General features: G+C 68.5%; 12 protein-coding genes and 1 tRNA gene. 11 read left to right on the top strand and 2 right to left on the bottom strand.

Annotated features, from left to right (window positions below; genetic code table 11):
- Positions 1–7 precede the first annotated feature (7 nt).
- Positions 8–84: transfer RNA gene (locus tag ACESMO_RS01155), tRNA-Lys, on the bottom strand.
- A 110-nt stretch (positions 85–194) separates the two neighbouring features.
- On the opposite strand from ACESMO_RS01155, the gene ACESMO_RS01150 reads away from it, so the two are divergent.
- The 4 genes from ACESMO_RS01150 (at position 195) to ACESMO_RS01135 (ending at position 7786) form a co-directional block, all read left to right on the top strand.
- Positions 195–1277 carry a CaiB/BaiF CoA transferase family protein gene (locus tag ACESMO_RS01150; protein ID WP_372706344.1) on the top strand — a complete coding sequence of 361 codons (1083 nt, stop codon included), beginning with the start codon at positions 195–197 and terminating at the stop codon, positions 1275–1277.
- A gap of 272 nt (positions 1278–1549) precedes the next feature.
- Entirely contained in the window at positions 1550–1711 is a 162-nt protein-coding gene (locus tag ACESMO_RS01145; protein ID WP_372706343.1) for a hypothetical protein, read from the top strand.
- A gap of 166 nt (positions 1712–1877) precedes the next feature.
- Positions 1878–3569 (top strand): autotransporter assembly complex family protein, encoded by a 1692-nt coding sequence (locus ACESMO_RS01140; RefSeq protein WP_372706346.1) that lies wholly within the window; start codon positions 1878–1880, stop codon positions 3567–3569.
- Positions 3566–7786: a translocation/assembly module TamB domain-containing protein gene (locus tag ACESMO_RS01135; protein ID WP_372706342.1), complete on the top strand. Its 4221-nt coding sequence runs from the start codon at positions 3566–3568 to the stop codon at positions 7784–7786. Before ACESMO_RS01140 ends, ACESMO_RS01135 begins: the two co-directional genes overlap by 4 nt.
- A 64-nt stretch (positions 7787–7850) precedes the next feature.
- Here the strand turns inward: ACESMO_RS01135 and ACESMO_RS01130 are convergent, their stop codons facing one another.
- Positions 7851–8303 (bottom strand): hypothetical protein, encoded by a 453-nt coding sequence (locus ACESMO_RS01130; RefSeq protein ID WP_372706341.1) that lies wholly within the window; start codon positions 8301–8303, stop codon positions 7851–7853.
- A gap of 109 nt (positions 8304–8412) precedes the next feature.
- Between ACESMO_RS01130 and ACESMO_RS01125 the strand changes: the two genes are divergently transcribed.
- The 7 genes from ACESMO_RS01125 to ACESMO_RS01095 all read left to right on the top strand — a co-directional run bounded on the left by ACESMO_RS01125 (position 8413) and on the right by ACESMO_RS01095 (position 15202).
- A complete protein-coding gene (locus ACESMO_RS01125) occupies positions 8413–9666 on the top strand; it encodes a hydrolase (protein WP_372706340.1) in 1254 nt (417 codons plus the stop codon).
- Between the two features lie 143 nt (positions 9667–9809).
- On the top strand, positions 9810–10817 hold the full coding sequence (locus tag ACESMO_RS01120) for an arginine N-succinyltransferase (RefSeq protein WP_372706339.1): 1008 nt from the start codon (positions 9810–9812) through the stop codon (positions 10815–10817).
- 17 nt (positions 10818–10834) lie between these two features.
- Positions 10835–12253, top strand: coding sequence for a succinylglutamate-semialdehyde dehydrogenase (gene astD, locus ACESMO_RS01115; RefSeq protein ID WP_372706345.1), 1419 nt, complete (start codon positions 10835–10837; stop codon positions 12251–12253).
- Positions 12250–13587 (top strand): N-succinylarginine dihydrolase, encoded by a 1338-nt coding sequence (gene astB, locus ACESMO_RS01110; protein WP_372706338.1) that lies wholly within the window; start codon positions 12250–12252, stop codon positions 13585–13587. Before astD ends, astB begins: the two co-directional genes overlap by 4 nt.
- Positions 13588–13599: 12 nt before the next feature.
- On the top strand, positions 13600–14034 hold the full coding sequence (locus ACESMO_RS01105) for a hypothetical protein (RefSeq protein WP_372706337.1): 435 nt from the start codon (positions 13600–13602) through the stop codon (positions 14032–14034).
- Entirely contained in the window at positions 14010–14588 is a 579-nt protein-coding gene (locus ACESMO_RS01100) for a GNAT family N-acetyltransferase (protein WP_372706336.1), read from the top strand. Before ACESMO_RS01105 ends, ACESMO_RS01100 begins: the two co-directional genes overlap by 25 nt.
- Positions 14585–15202, top strand: coding sequence for a DUF998 domain-containing protein (locus ACESMO_RS01095; RefSeq protein ID WP_372706335.1), 618 nt, complete (start codon positions 14585–14587; stop codon positions 15200–15202). The genes ACESMO_RS01100 and ACESMO_RS01095 overlap by 4 nt, the downstream gene beginning before the upstream one ends.
- The last annotated feature ends 9 nt before the right edge of the window (positions 15203–15211 follow it).

Genomic DNA, 15211 nt, shown 5'->3' with positions numbered 1-15211 from the left:
GAGCTGATGGTACGTCCTCTCGGGCTCGAACCGAGGACCCTCTGATTAAAAGTCAGATGCTCTAACCAACTGAGCTAAGGACGCACATCTCAGCGTCGCGCCGGGGCGCGCAGCGAAGACGCGCCTTCTCTGGCAAACCGCCGCCCGGGTCAAGTCGCCTCGACCATGTAATCGCCTCCGGCTAAGCAGGACCCATGAAGCCCCTCGCCGGTCTGCGCATTCTCGAGTTCGACGGCCTGGGGCCCGTGACCTTCGCCGGAATGGTCCTGGCGGACATGGGGGCGGACGTCCTGCGCCTGAGCCGCAGCGCCACTGCGGGCGCGCCGGTCTTCGCCGAGGTCGGGGGCGAAGTCCTGCATCGCGGGCGGGCGGCCGTTCCCGTCAATCTGAAGGACACCGCCGACCATGCCCGCGTCCTGACCCTGATCGATTCGGCGGACGCCCTGATCGAGGGCTTCCGCCCGGGGGTGATGGAACGTCTGGGACTGGGTCCCGAAGCTTGCGCCGGGCGCAATCCGCGACTGGTCTACGGACGGATCACCGGCTGGGGCCAGACCGGCCCCATGGCGAGCGAGGTCGGACACGACATCAACTACATCGCCCTGTCGGGCGCGCTGCATGCGATGGGACGGGCGGACCAGCCGCCCGCGCCGCCACTGAACCTGATCGGGGACTATGCCGGCGGGGCGATGATGCTGGTGACCGGCGTGCTGGCCGCGCTGGTTGAGGCCCGGACGACCGGCAAGGGTCGAGCCGTGGACGCCGCCATGACAGATGGATCGGCCCTGCTGACCAGCCTGTTCCATGCCCTGCGCGCTCGAGGCCTGTGGAGCGACGCACGCGGCACCAATCTGCTGGACGGCGGTGCGCCCTTCTATCGCTGCTACGCCTGCCGGGACGGGCGATTCGTCGCGGTCGGCGCGCTGGAACCCCGGTTCTACGCTGCCCTGATCGCTGGGCTCGGCCTGACACCAGACTCGGCACCACAGTACGAGACGGCGGGTTGGAGCGCCCTGCACGACCGCTTTGCCGCGATCTTCGCGAGCCAGGACCGCGACCACTGGGCGGCCCGGTTCGCGGGCACGGACGCCTGCGTCACCCCCGTGCTGTCGCTGGAGGAGGCTCCCTCGCACCCGCACAACGTGGCGCGCGGGACCTTCGTCGGATCAGCGGTGGTCCAACCCGCCCCCGCGCCGCGTTTTGCCGACGTTCCCGCGCTTCCGACGCCGCAGCCGGAGCCACTTTCATTGGATCAGGCTCTGTCGCGCTGGTCCTGAAGTCAGCCGACCCGCCCCGGGCCTTGGTTCAGGCCAGACCATGCCCCTCCAATTTCCTATCCTCGCGTCAAATGGAAAGGGATTGGTTGCCGATGACGTGACCGCCTCGCCAATCGGGGCTATGGAACGAGCCAAACGGCGGAGCGTTTGACCGCCGATCCAGGGAGATGCCTCAAATGAAACGCCTTCTTGTCCTTCTGGCCCTCTCGGCTGCGGTCGCGGTTAGCGCTTGCGATGACCCGAGACCGGCGGAACCCGAGGTCGGAGACGCTATGACGGAAGACACGATCGCGCCCTCGGTCGATGACGTCGCCGCGCCGGCGACTGATCCCGCCGCGTCCACCACGCCGCCGCTGGATTCCAGCAACCTGCCCTCCGAGAAGAAGACGTCGGAACAATCCGTCGCGCCGGAAAGCGAAACCCTCTTCTATTGAGCGGCTGCGGTCGTGGCGCGATCGCCGGACTGACCAGTTCTGTTTCCTCCCTGACTAAGGTATCCGTTTGACGCCGAGCGCCGCCCTGTTCCTTTCCAGCGTGGCGGGCTTCGCGTTGATCGCGACGGCCGCCGTGGCGGACCCGCGCGCCGAGATTCGCGGCGAGATGGATGCCGAGCTTCGCGCCCAGCTGGTTCGCGCCGTGGGCGACGTCGACGGGCCGCCATCCAACCGGTTTGAAGCCCGCCGTCGCGCCCGCGCGGCGATGGAATCGGCCGGTGCCTTGCTGCGGTCAGAGGGCTACTACCAGCCCGTACTTGAAGACCTCGTCGAGGGCGAGGAGGTGCCGGTCGCGATCGTCAATGTCATCCTGGGCCGCCGTTTCGTTCTGTCCGACCCCGTGCTGCTTTGGGTCGATCCCGCTCCCGACACGGCGACGGAGACGGAAGTCCGGCAGGAGATCGGACTCGTTCCCGGCGAACCCGGCCGCGCCGTGGACGTCATCGCCGCCGAAGGTCGCATCGTGGCGGGTCTGTCCCGCCGCGGTTATGCCGACGCCGCCGCCCAGCCGCGTCGCGTCATCGTCGACCACGCCGCCTTCTCTGTCCTGCCGACTTACAATATCGCCTCTGGGCCGCTGGTCCGGCTGGACGGCATCCAGCTTGAGACGCAAGGGCGGACCAACACCAACTGGGTGGCCGGGCTCGCGCCCTGGGCCGAAAGCGACGTCTACGAACCCGAGCAGGTGGCCGAGCTGGAGCGGCGATTGCTGGAGACGGGGGTTTATGATGGCATCTCTGTGGCGCTGGCGCCTCGGGATCAGACCAACGCGGACGGCAACCGCCCCGTTGTCGTCACCCTGACCGACCGACCGAGCCGTATCCTGGAAGCGGGCGCGACCTTTTCGACCGCCGAAGGCTCGGGCGTGGATATGATCTGGACCTGGCACAACCGGTTCGGCCGGGCTGACACCCTGGTCTGGCAGGCGCGGGTCGCCGATGTCGACAGCCGCATAGGGGTTGATCTGCGCCTCCCGCACTGGCGTAGGCCCGGTGAGACACTGAGGCTTTCGGCCGCAGCCCTAAACGAAGATACAGACGCCTACCGCCGCACGGCCATCGCCCTGTCCGCTGACCTGCAACAACGGATCGGCAAGACATCGTATTTCAACTACGGCATCGGTCTGGACGGCGGGCGGTACGACGAGAACCGGTTTGACCCGACGACCGGCCTGCCACTTAATTTCGACCGCGACCTCGTCATCCTGACCGGCCGGGGCAGCGCCTACATCGACAACTCAAACGACCCTCTGGACCCGACCACAGGATGGCGATTGACGGTCTCGGCCCAGCCTACGGCGGTGACGGGAGACGACTCGATCGTGTTCCTGCGCACTGAAGCGCAGGCGACTGCCTATTTGCCGATCCAGGACGAGGCGAAGACCGTGCTGGCCGGTCGCGTCCGACTGGGCGCCATCGTCGGCGGCGAAGAGCTGACCGTCCCGTCCGACCGCCTGTTCTATTCCGGCGGCGGCGGTTCAGTGCGCGGCTTCGAGTATCAAGGCGTAGGGCCCCGCCTGCCTGACAATACCCCGCGGGGTGGACTCAGTCTGTTCGAAGCCTCGGCCGAAGTTCGCCGAGACGTCTTCCGCAACTTCCAGGCCGTCGCCTTCATCGACGCGGGCGCCGTCGGCTTCGACGCGACGCCGGACTTCAGCAATCTGAGGTATGGTGCAGGCTTCGGCGTCCGCTACAGGCTGCCGTTCGGTCCCATTCGCGCTGACATCGCCTTCCCGCTGGACCGCCGCGACGGCGACGCCGACTTCCAGATCTACGTCAGCATTGGTCAAGCGTTTTGACCGACGCCCCGCCCCCTGTCGAACTGGCTGAGGCCACCGAAACGCCAGCGGCCAAGGCCAAGCGCACGCGGGTGCAGGCCATCGCCTTCTTCGGCGGCGTCGGCCTCGCGATCCTGGCGGCCTTGCTGGTGGTCACGCTTGTCGGCGGCCGGATGTATCTGCTGTCCGGACCCGGACGTGACCTCGTCACCAGCTTCGTCGAGGGCAAGCGGCTGGGTCGATACGGCCGGATCAACGTCAGCGGCGTGCGCGGCGACCTGTTCGACGACTTCACCATCGACAGGGTCACGGTCACCGATGGCGACGGCGTGTGGCTGGAGGCCCGCAAGGTCCGGGTCGACTGGGACTGGTGGCCGCTGGTCACCCGACGCTTCCACGCCACCCGGATCGAGGCCGAGGTCATCCGCCTGATCCGTCGCCCCCTGATCGAGCCTGCGTCGACCCCGCCGGGTCCCCAGCCGCTGTCGATCTACATCGACAGCTTCAGGGCCGACGTTGAACTGCTCGAGGGCTTCAGCAAGGAATACGGACGCTGGAAACTGGCCGGTCAGGCCGACGTCCCGCGTCGCGGCATCAAACAGGCAACCATCAACGCCGACAGCAACAGCCGCCCGGGCGACTTCCTGCGCCTGACGGGCGCGCTCAGCGACGACATCGCTGACATCCGCATCAACCTGCGGGCCAACGAGGCCAGGGGCGGTCCCTTGGCCGGGGCGCTGGGCTATTCTCCGGACCAGCCCTTCATGGCGACCGCCGTGGTCAACGGCGAAGTGGTGGACGCCGTGGTGCGGACCGGTGATTTCACGCCCCTGAACATCAAGGGGACCTACGGCAAGGACCAGACCCGGATCGCCGGACGGATCGATTTCTCCGGCTCCGACCTGTTGAAACCCTTCGCCGACCGCATCGGCCGGACCGCGCGATTTGCGCTGGCTACCTCGCCCGACCGCGACGGCGACGGCCTGCAGGGTGTCGCCTGGCGGCTGAACGCGGACAATCTGAAGTCCAATGCGAGCGGTTTGTTCAAACTGAGCGATCGCAGCAGTCAGGGCATATTGATAGCGGTCTCGACCCCCTCCCTCACCCGGCTCGTCGGCCGTCCCTCGGCGGGCGCGGCGGCCTATCGCGGCCGGTTCAACGGCGATACGGCCGCGTGGACGCTCAACGGCTCGGTCGACCTGCTGAACGCCGACATATCCAGCTATGGCGCGGGTCGTATGCGGGGTCCGCTGAACATCGCGGCGAGGGCCGGGCGCTTTGACATGACCGGCGACATCCGCGCGTCAGGTGGCTCCAACGCGGGCCTCGTGGGCGGTCTGCTGGGCGACCAGCCCCGCGTCCAGTTCGAGGCGGCGCGCCTCGCCGACGGATCCATTTTGCTCGAGCGTCTCGACGCCACCGGCCAGGGCCTGCGCGTGACCGGAACCGGCGGGCGGAACCTGCTGGGTGGCCTGGGTTTCCGGGGTCAGGCCGAGATCACCGATGCGTCTCGCATCCGCGAGGGCGCGCGCGGCGCTTTCGGCGGCACGATCGCCGCCACCATGGCCCGAGCAGGGGCACCTTGGCAGATCACCTTCGACGGACGCGGCCGCCGACTGGCCATCGGCCAGCCCGAACTGGACCGACTGCTGGGCGAGACGCCGCGCCTTCAAGCGGCCGGGTCGCTGAGCGACGGCTGCTGGAACATCGAACAGGCGCGTTTGACCGGCGCGCAAGGGTCTGCCGCCGCGCGCGGCAGCGTCGGCGGAGGCGGACAGATGCGTCTGGCCATGAATTGGACAGCCCGCGGCCCGTTCGGCGTCGGTCCCCTCGAGATCGACGGCGCCATGACCGGCACCGGCACAGTCACGGGAACCCTGGCCCGCCCGCGCGCCGACTTGCGCGCCGCCTTCGGCAAGGTCACCGCCGGCGCCCTGGCCCTGACCGACGTCAACATGGACCTCAGCTTCCGGCGCGGGGCCGACGCGTCCGACGGTCGGATCGCACTGACGGCCGGGTCCAACTACGGCCCGGCCCGGGCCAGCGGAAACTTCGTCCTGGGTGGAGCTCGCATCCGCCTGACGGACGTCGACCTCAATGCCGGTGGCGTCACGGCCCAGGGTGCCATCGCCCTGTCCAACCGCTTCCCGTCCAGCGCCGACCTGACCTTCACCGCGCGGCCCGGTGCCTTCCTGTCGTCCGGCACGGCCGATGGCCGGATACGGCTGACGGAAGGATCGGGCGAGGAATCCGCCATCCTCGACGTCACCGGACGCAACGTGAAGCTGGTCGGATCGTCTTTTGTGATCCGGTCCCTCGATCTCAGGGGACGCGGTACCCTCGCCCGACTGCCATTCGCGCTGAAGGCCGACGTCGGCGGCGCGACGACGGTCAGCTTCGACGGCACGGGCGTCTATTCACGACAGGCCAATGCCCAGACCGTGGTGCTGGAGGGGTCGGGCCGGGTGCGCGAGATCGCCTTCGCCACTCGCAATCCGGCGGTGATCGCCCTGTCCGGCGACGGCCGCGTCGCGCGGGTCGATCTGAGCGTCGGCGAGGGAATCCTGACCGGCGAGCTGCGTCAGGATTCCCGCGCCGCCATCATCGAGGCCAATCTGACCAGCGTCGAACTGGGATCATTGACCCCGGACATGCGGGGCCGCGTGACCGGTCGCGTCTCCCTGCGTGGGGCGGGCGACGACCTGTCCGGCTCGGCCAATGTGACGCTGGAGGATATCCGCAGCATCGACGCGCCGCGTGGCGTGGCCGTCGACGGCACAGTCAACGCCGTCCTCGTCGGCGACACCCTGCGCATTCAGGCCCGGGCGGACGACGACGGTGCGGTTCAGGCCAGCGCGGACGTCGTGTTGCCGGTCGAGGCCTCGGCCGCCCCGCTGCGGCTGGCCATAGCGAGGACGCGTCCGATGTCCGGCGACGTGTCTATCCAAGGCCAGATCCAGCCGATCTGGGACCTGTTCCTGGGCGGCGACCGGTCGTTGTCAGGCCAGGTCAATGCTCGCGCGACGCTGGGCGGCACGCTCAACGACCCGCGTCTCAACGGCCGGCTGGACCTCCAGCAAGGCGCCTTCCGCGACAACGCCACCGGACTGCGGCTTCGGGACGTCACCCTGGCCAGCCGATTCGACGACACCACCGCCCTGGTCGAGACCTTCTCGGCCACCGACGGATCGGGCGGCAGGGTATCCGGTGACGGCCGGATCGGCCTGCGCCAAGGCTCGGGGTCCAGCGTCGAGCTGACTCTCGTCGGCTTCCAGATCATCGACAACGACATTGCCGAGGCCCGGGCGTCAGGACCACTCAGCGTCGTGCGCGGCGAGGACGGCAACATCCAGCTGACCGGTCGCATCGATATCGACAAGGCCCGGATAGAGGCCAATCCCCCGGGTTCGAACGGCATCGTTCGCATGGACGTGGTCGAGATCAACAAACCCGGCGGCGATGTTCCTGAGGAAGACCAGAACCGCCCGCGCGGGCTTCAGATCGGCGTCGATATCGCCATTCGCTCGCCCGGCGGCGACGTTCTGGTGGTTGGCCGGGGCCTGAACGTCGAGATGAACGTCAACGCCCGCGTCACCGGCTCGCTGAACCGGCCCAACCTGACCGGAACGGCCCAGGTGGTGCGCGGCGACTATGACTTCGCCGGCAAGCGCTTCGTCTTCGACGATCAGGGCACGGTCACCCTGTCGACGCGGCCCGAGCAGATCCGCCTGAACCTGACGGCTACGCGGGACGACCCGGCCCTGACCGCGACCATTCGCGCGACCGGCACCGCGGCCCGACCAGAGATCGCCCTGAGCTCGACTCCGGCCCTGCCTCAGGACGAGATCCTGTCGCAGGTGCTGTTCGGGCGCTCGGCCTCGCAACTGTCGGCCGTGGAGGCCGCGCAGCTGGCGGCGGCCGTCGCCGGCCTGGCGGGCGGCGGCGGGTTCGACATCATCGGCAATCTGCGCGAACTCGCCGGTCTCGACCGCTTGTCATTCGGCGGCGAGGCGTCCAGCCTGACCGTCGCGGGCGGCCGCTACATCACCGACAACGTCTATCTGGAAGTCATCGGCGGCGGCGAGAACGGCGCGGCTGTGAACGTCGAATGGCAGGTCCGTCGCAACCTGACGGTCAGCTCGAAATTCGGCGGTCAGGGCGAGGCCAGCCTGTCGATCCGCTGGCGCCGCCAGACGCGGGACGGCGCCGGTCGCGAGGACCGACGCCCGGACCGCTAGGCTCAGTTGGCCTTCCGCAGCTTGCTCAGCGCGCTCGCACCGCGCACGCCCGCGATATGCAGGATCAGCTGGACGAGCAAAACGACCAGGTTGAGTGCATCACCGGCGCGTTTGCCGCCGTCTGCGGCACATTGGACTGGTCCACCGTCAAGCCGAGTGCGCTGGTGCCGAGGCCGTAGACGACCAGCACAAGAAACAGAATCGGAATGACCACATTGGGCTTGAACCATTGCACCAGGCCAAGGATCAGCTGGATCACGACCATGGCAATGGCCATGTAAAATGCGCCCTGAACGATTGCCCCGGTCATGCTGGCCGCCTGCGGATTGTCGCCCGCAGCCGCAGTCGCAGCGGCCTCAATGGCCGCCATGCCGCCGTTCATCATCATGGCAACAGCCACGATGCCCACAACGACCCCCAGGAAAATGGCCAGCGCGCTGGCCCGCGCGGCCGTGACCGCCTCGGCCTCGGTCGTGATCGCGCCCGTCGGATTGATCGCCTTGATCCAGTTACTCATGCCTTCTCCTCCAGTAGTGGCGCGCGAAGCCTAGCGTCCACTCGCGGCGGTGGAAACCGCCATTCGTCCTGCCTTCACCTTTGTGGTCCGGGTCGCTAGGGTCCGGCGGATGCGGATTCTGCCCCATGATCAGGCCGTGCTCGACCATGTCGAGGCGCGAGAAGCGGCCATCATCGGTCGGGCCATCGACTGGTCGAACGTCAATTCCGGCAGCCGCAATCCCGACGGTCTCAACCGTGTGCTCGCCCTGCTGGAAACCGCGGCGCGCACCTTGCCCGCTTCCGTCGAACGTATCCCGACCCAAGGCTCGACCACCGTCGCGGACGACGGCTCGATCCGCGCCGAGGCCCACGCCGACGCCCTGAAGATCACCGCGCGACCCGACGCGCCCATACAGGTCGTCCTGACCGGCCACTACGACACCGTGTTCCCGGCCGAGAGCGCGTTCCAGACCGTCGTGACCCGCCTGGACGGCGCGTTGAACGGCCCCGGCATCGCTGACATGAAGGGCGGCATCTCGGTCATGCTGGCGGCCCTGGAAGCCTTCGAGACCCATCCCGACCGCGCGCGCGTCGGCTGGACCGTCCTGCTGTCCCCGGACGAGGAAATCGGCTCCCCGGCCTCCGCGCCCCTGCTCGCCGCCCTCGGGGCGCGCGGCCATGTCGGCATGACCTATGAACCTGCCCTCGCCGACGGCACCCTGGCCGGAGCGCGCAAGGGCAGCGGCAACTACCATCTGATCGTCGCGGGCAAGGCGGCCCACGCCGGCCGCGCCTTCGACGAGGGTGCCAATGCTGTGGCGGGGGCCGCAATCATCGCCGCCCGCCTGCACGCTCTGAACGGCCAGCGCGAGGGGGTGACCGTCAATGTCGCGAAGATCAGCGGCGGCGGTGCCCTCAACGTCGTCGCCGACAACGCTGTGGTCCGGTTCAATGTTCGCGTGCCGGACGCCCAGGCGTCAGCATGGATCGCCGAGACCGTGCGCGGGATCGCCGCCGAACCGCCCTTCCCCGGCCTGACCCTTCATCTCCACGGCGGCATGACCCGTGTGCCCAAGCCGATGGACGCCGGACAGACCGCATTGTTCGAAGCCGTGCGTGACGCCGGAGCCTTGCTGGGCCAATCCATCGCCTGGAAACCGTCGGGCGGCGTCTGCGAGGGCAACAATCTGCATGCCGCGGGCCTGCCCAATATCGACACGCTCGGCGTATTGGGCGGCGACATCCATTCCGATCAGGAGTTTGCCTGGCCCGCCAGCTTCGTCGAGCGCGCCCAGCTGTCCGCCCTGATCCTGTGCAAGATCGCGTCGGGCGAAATCGACGCGCTGAAACTCAAGGCCCTGCGTCTGGAGACGATGGTTTGAAGAGCACCGGCCGACACATTCCTCCCCCCTCGGGGGAGGGGGACCGCCCGAAGGGTGGTGGAGGGGGCCAACCCCCGACACCGACGCGTGCGGTCCCCCTCCACCGCTTCGCGGTTCCCCTCCCACAGTTGGGGAGGATCTAGATGCTCGTCGTGCGACCCGCCGGCCCTGCCGATCTCGACCATCTGCTTGAACTGGCCATCTTGTCCGGTCCCGGCTTCACCAGCCTGCCCGAAGACCCGGACCAGTTGACGGAGCGGCTGGACCTCAGCCGCGACAGTTTCAATGCCGTCCTGCCCCCGCAGGAGCGCTGGTACACATTGATGCTGGAAGAGAGCGACACCGGTGACGTCGATGGCATCGGTTCGGTCAAGGCCGCCGTCGGCCTGCACCGGCCCTTCTTCTCGTTCCGCATCGTCAACAACACCCAGTCGTCGCCGTCGCTGGGCGTCACGCTCGACCAGAAGACGCTTGTCATGGTCAACGAATGCACCGGCTGGACCGAGGTCGGCTCCCTGTTCCTCAAGGCCGACCGGCGCAAGGGCGGCGCGGGGCGTCTGCTCAGCCAGTCGCGCTACATGCTGATCGGCACCGAGCCCGCGCTGTTCTCCGAGACCGTGCTGGCCGAGCTGCGCGGCGTCTTCACGCCCGACGGCGCCTGCCCCTTCTGGGACCATGTCGCGCACAAATTCTTCCCCATGGAGTTCGACGAGGCGGACCGCATGACCGGCTCGACCGACAAACAGTTCATCCTCGACCTGTCGCCGCGCCACCCCATCTACATCGACCTGCTGCCCGAACCCGCGCGGGCCGTGATCGGCAAGGTCCACCCCCAGGGCGTGGCGGCCATGGCCCTGCTGGAGTCGGAAGGTTTCCGGCCTAACGGCCTGGTCGACATTTTCGACGCCGGTCCCACGGTCGCCTGCGAGCGCGACAACATCCGCACGGTGCGTGACGCGCGACGCCTGACGGTGGCGGTGGCCGACGAGGTCGACGCTGAACTGCCGGCCCTGATCTCGACCGACGCCATGACTAACTTCCGAGCCGTTCGTCAGAAGGCGGCCATAGAGGGCGCTACCGTCACCCTGACGCGCGAAACCGCCGACGCGCTTCGCGTCCGGGCGGGCGACGGAGTGCGCGTGAAGACGTGAGTGCCCATCTGATGACCATGACCACATTCACCTCCGTCGACCCCGCCACCGGCGCCGCCGTATGGGAAGGCCCCGCCGCATCGCCTGCGGAGGTCCAGACCGCGACCGGGCGCGCCCGTGCCGCCTTCCCGGACTGGGCCGACCGCCCGCGCCGGGACCGCGTCGACGCCCTGAAACGCTACCAGGCCGTGCTCAAGGCCCGCGCCCCGCAGATGGCCGAAGCCATCAGCCGCGAGACCGGCAAGGCCCTGTGGGAGACGACCGCCGAACTGGGTGCCATGGCGGGCAAGGTCGACATCTCGATCCGCGCCTATGACGAGCGCACCGGCGAACGGACGACCGAGACCGGCTTCGGACACGCCACCCTGCGGCACCGCCCGCACGGCGTCGCGGCGGTGCTGGGCCCCTTCAACTTCCCCGGCCACCTGCCCAACGGCCATATCGTCCCGGCGCTGCTGGCCGGCGACACCGTCGTGTTCAAGCCGTCGGAAGAGACGCCCCTGACCGGGCAGTTGATGGCCGAGGCCTTCGCAGAGGCTGACTTGCCGCATGGGGTGATCAATGTGGTTCAGGGCGGGCGCGATACGGGCGCGGCCCTGCTGGACAGCGGCATCGACGCCCTGATGTTCACCGGCTCCGGCGCGGCGGGCGCGCATTTTCGACGGAAGTTCGCCGACGATCCGCACGTGGTCCTCGCCCTCGAACTGGGCGGCAACAATCCGCTGGTGGTGTGGGACGCCGCCGACGCGGAAGCCGTGGCCGGGATCGTCGTCCAGTCCGCCTTCGTGACGACGGGCCAACGCTGCTCCTGCGCCCGCCGCCTGATCGTGCCGGAAGGCCCACAGGGCGACGCCATCGTCGCGGCGGTCGACACCATGGTCGAACGGCTGATCTTCGCGCCCTGGAACTCGACGCCCGAACCGTATGGCGGGCCGCTGATCTCGCAGAAGGCCGCAGACGGCGCGCTGGCCGCGCTGCAACAGCGCATCGGCATGGGCGCGAAGGTGATCCGCACCTCCGGCCCGGTCGGCAATCTGCCCGGCGCCTTCGTCAGCCCGGCCATCATCGACGTCACCGGCGTGGACGTTCCCGATGAGGAGATGTTCGCCCCCTTCCTGTCGGTGACCCGCGTCGCCACCTTCGACGCCGCCATCGCCGCCGCCAACGCCACCCGCTACGGCCTGTCCGCCGGTCTGGTCAGCGACGATCCGGCCCACTGGGATCGCTTCATCCGCCGCATCCGCGCCGGTGTGGTCAACTTCAATCGCCCGACCACCGGTGCCGCCGGAGACATGCCCTTCGGCGGTATCGGCGCCAGCGGCAACCACCGGCCCAGCGCGTATTACGCCGCCGATTACTGCGCCTATCCGGTGGCCAGTTTCGAGGCCGGGGCGGTGAAGAACATCGAAAGCGAGATCAAGGGGCTGAGGTCGTGACCTCGGCCGTCGAAGCCAATGCCGACGGCTTGATCGGCCCGACCCATTCCTACGCCGGCCTCAGCCCCGGCAACCTCGCTTCCAGTCTCAACGCCGGAGAGGCGTCGAACCCGCGCGCCGCTGTGCTGCAAGGGCTCGACAAGATGAAGCGGCTGGCCGACCTCGGTCTGCCCCAGTTCGTCCTGCCCCCGCACGAGCGGCCGAACATCCCCTTCCTGCGAACCCTGGGTTTCAGCGGCACCGACGCCCGGGTGCTGGAGCGCGCCTGGAAGGACGCCCCGGCCTTCGCCGCCGCCGCCTGTTCGGCCTCGCCCATGTGGGCGGCCAACGCCGCCACGGTGACGCCCAGCGCCGACGCCGCCGACGGCCGCGTCCATTTCACGCCCGCCAACCTCGTCACCAACCTTCACCGCGCCCTGGAGCACCAGCAGACGCAGCGGGCGCTGGACGCACTCTTCCCCGACCCGGCCCGGTTCGCGGTCCACGACGCCCTGCCGGCGGTGGCCCATCTGGCCGATGAAGGCGCGGCCAATCATGTGCGCCTGTGCGCCGATCACGGCCAGCCGGGCGTGAACCTGCTGGTCTGGGGCCGCGAGGCCTATGAGCCGTGGACCGGTGCCTACCCCGCCCGCCAGACCCGCGAAGCCTCCGAGGCCGTCGCCCGCCGCCACGGCGCGTCCGGTGCCGTCCTCGCCCGCCAGTCGAAGGCCGCCATTGCCGGCGGCACCTTCCACAACGACGTGGTCTGCGTCGGCGCGCTGGAGACACTGTTTTTCCACGACCTCGCTTTCGAGGACACCAAGGGCACAAAGGCCGCCATTCGCGCCGCCGCCGAGGGCCTGTTCGAGCCCATGTTTGTCGAGGTGACCTCCGCCGACCTGCCGCTGGCCGACGCCATCTCCAGCTATCTGTTCAACTCCATGCTGGTGCAGTTGCCGGGCGAGGACCGCCTGACCCTGATCTGTCCGACCGAGACCCGCGACAACGCCCGCAGCCATGCGGTGGCCGAGCGCCTCGTCGGGTCCAATGGCCCCATCGGCCGGGTCGAATACGTCGATGTGCGCCAGTCGATGCGCAACGGGGGCGGCCCCGCCTGCCTGCGCCTGCGCGTGGTCCTTAACGAGGCCGAACTGGCGGCGACCAACCCCGCCATGCGGATCAGTGAAGAGCTTCACGCCCGGCTGTCCGAATGGGCCAACCGTTGGTACCGCGACACCTTGGCCCCGGCTGATCTCGCCGACCCGGCCCTGATCGACGAAACGCGCAGTGCGCTGGACGCGCTGACCGGAATGCTTAAGCTGGGCTCAGGCTTCTACCCGTTCCAGCGGGCCTGACCGGATCCAGCGATGACCCAGAACCCGATCCTCGTTGCAGGTGGCGTGCTCAGCGCTGCGGCTTCGCTCCTGCACCTCGCGGTCATCGCTGGGGGTCCCTCCTGGTATCGCTTTTTCGGGGCAGGAGAAGGCATGGCGCGGATGGCCGAGCGGGGCTCGGTGACGCCGACCCTCGTCACCGTCGGCATCGCGAGCGTCCTCGCAATCTGGTCCGCCTATGCCTTCGCCGGTGCCGGACTGATCCCGCGTCTGCCCCTGATGCGGACGGCCCTGGTCCTGATCTCCACCGTCTATCTGCTGCGCGGCCTCGTGCTGATCCCGGCATTTATTGTCAATCCAGGTGGCGTCCTGCCCTTCGTCCTGTGGAGCTCTCTGATCGTGCTGATCTATGGCGTCGCCTATGCGGTCGGGACTTGGATCGCATGGCCCGGGCTCTCCAACCGGTGACGCACACGCACCGGCTGGCCACAGAAGCCGACATCCCGGCGCTGCACGCCATAATGGACGCGGCTATCTCCGGGCCTTTGTCCACCTTCCTGACGCCGGCCCAGGTCGAGGCCAGCCGGATGATCATGGGCGTCGACAGCCAGCTGGTCTCTGACCGCACCTATTTCCTGATCGAAATTGACGGGGTACTGGCTGGCTGCGGCGGCTGGAGCCGGCGGATCACCGAGTATGGCGGCGACCATACGCCCGGCAGGGTTCCCGCGCTCCTGACGCCCGGCATCGACGCCGCCCGCATTCGCGCCATGTACACCGCGCCGGAGTTTACGCGGCAAGGCGTGGGCCGACTGATCGTCGGACTGTGCGAAGAGGCTGCGCGGAGTGAGGGTTACAGCCGCGTCGAACTGGTCGCCACCATGGGCGGCGAACCGCTCTACCGGGCGTCCGGCTATCGCGAGATCGAGCGGTTCGCGGACGACCGTGGCGGGGTCGCCGTGCCTCTGGTCAGAATGGGCAAATCCCTGAAGGATACGAGTGCCGACGTGGGGAAAACATGACCGTGCGCAAACTCGCCTTCGCCTGCGCGATGCTGAGCCTGTCGGTTCTGGTGGTCGCGACGGTCGCGGGCGGGCTGACCTATCCGGGCTACGACCACCTGACCCAGTACATCAGCGAACTGGGCGCGACCGGGGCTGTCACCGGACGCGGGGTTAGCATGGCCTTCATCGCCTCGGGTGTCCTGCTGGCGGCCTTCTGGCTCCTGTGCGCAATCCTGTTTCCGCGCGGCCCCCTGTCGATCACTGGCTTTGGCCTGAGCGCCCTCAACGGGCTGGGCCTGATGTTCGGCGGGGTCTTTCCCTGCGACTTTGAATGTTCGCTCGAGAATGCCTCGACCTCGGCCGTCCTGCACGATGTCCTTGGGGGCATCGGCTATCTCTGCGGCGTGGTCGGTCTGATGCTGGTCGGCATGGCGGCACGGCGCTGGCCGGGCGGACGCAACCTGTTTCATCTCGCGATCGTCTGCGGCGCTCCCGCGGCCGGGGCCATCTGGCTGATCCATCCGGCATTCGAGTGGTATGGTGCCGCGCAGCGGGTTCTCGAGATCGCCTTGGCCGTCTGGACCGTCGCCGTCGCCCTGGCCGTCCGCCGCCCAATGGTGTCGACCGCATGAGCAGGTTCC

Origin of the sequence: Brevundimonas sp., assembly GCF_041688735.1 — a bacterium.
Taxonomy (GTDB): domain Bacteria; phylum Pseudomonadota; class Alphaproteobacteria; order Caulobacterales; family Caulobacteraceae; genus Brevundimonas.
This window is presented reverse-complemented; position numbering and strand designations above follow the sequence as displayed.

What these genes read in the sequence shown, in the direction of transcription:
- ACESMO_RS01100 (WP_372706336.1), top strand. Translation starts at nt 14,010, where the DNA reads ATGGCCCGGGCTCTCCAACCGGTGACGCACACGCACCGGCTGGCCACA.
- ACESMO_RS01130 (WP_372706341.1), bottom strand. Translation starts at nt 8,303, where the DNA reads ATGAGTAACTGGATCAAGGCGATCAATCCGACGGGCGCGATCACGACC.
- ACESMO_RS01125 (WP_372706340.1), top strand. Translation starts at nt 8,413, where the DNA reads ATGCGGATTCTGCCCCATGATCAGGCCGTGCTCGACCATGTCGAGGCG.
- ACESMO_RS01145 (WP_372706343.1), top strand. Translation starts at nt 1,550, where the DNA reads ATGACGGAAGACACGATCGCGCCCTCGGTCGATGACGTCGCCGCGCCG.
- ACESMO_RS01105 (WP_372706337.1), top strand. Translation starts at nt 13,600, where the DNA reads ATGACCCAGAACCCGATCCTCGTTGCAGGTGGCGTGCTCAGCGCTGCG.
- astD (WP_372706345.1), top strand. Translation starts at nt 10,835, where the DNA reads ATGACCACATTCACCTCCGTCGACCCCGCCACCGGCGCCGCCGTATGG.
- ACESMO_RS01150 (WP_372706344.1), top strand. Translation starts at nt 195, where the DNA reads ATGAAGCCCCTCGCCGGTCTGCGCATTCTCGAGTTCGACGGCCTGGGG.
- ACESMO_RS01140 (WP_372706346.1), top strand. Translation starts at nt 1,878, where the DNA reads ATGGATGCCGAGCTTCGCGCCCAGCTGGTTCGCGCCGTGGGCGACGTC.
- ACESMO_RS01120 (WP_372706339.1), top strand. Translation starts at nt 9,810, where the DNA reads ATGCTCGTCGTGCGACCCGCCGGCCCTGCCGATCTCGACCATCTGCTT.
- ACESMO_RS01095 (WP_372706335.1), top strand. Translation starts at nt 14,585, where the DNA reads ATGACCGTGCGCAAACTCGCCTTCGCCTGCGCGATGCTGAGCCTGTCG.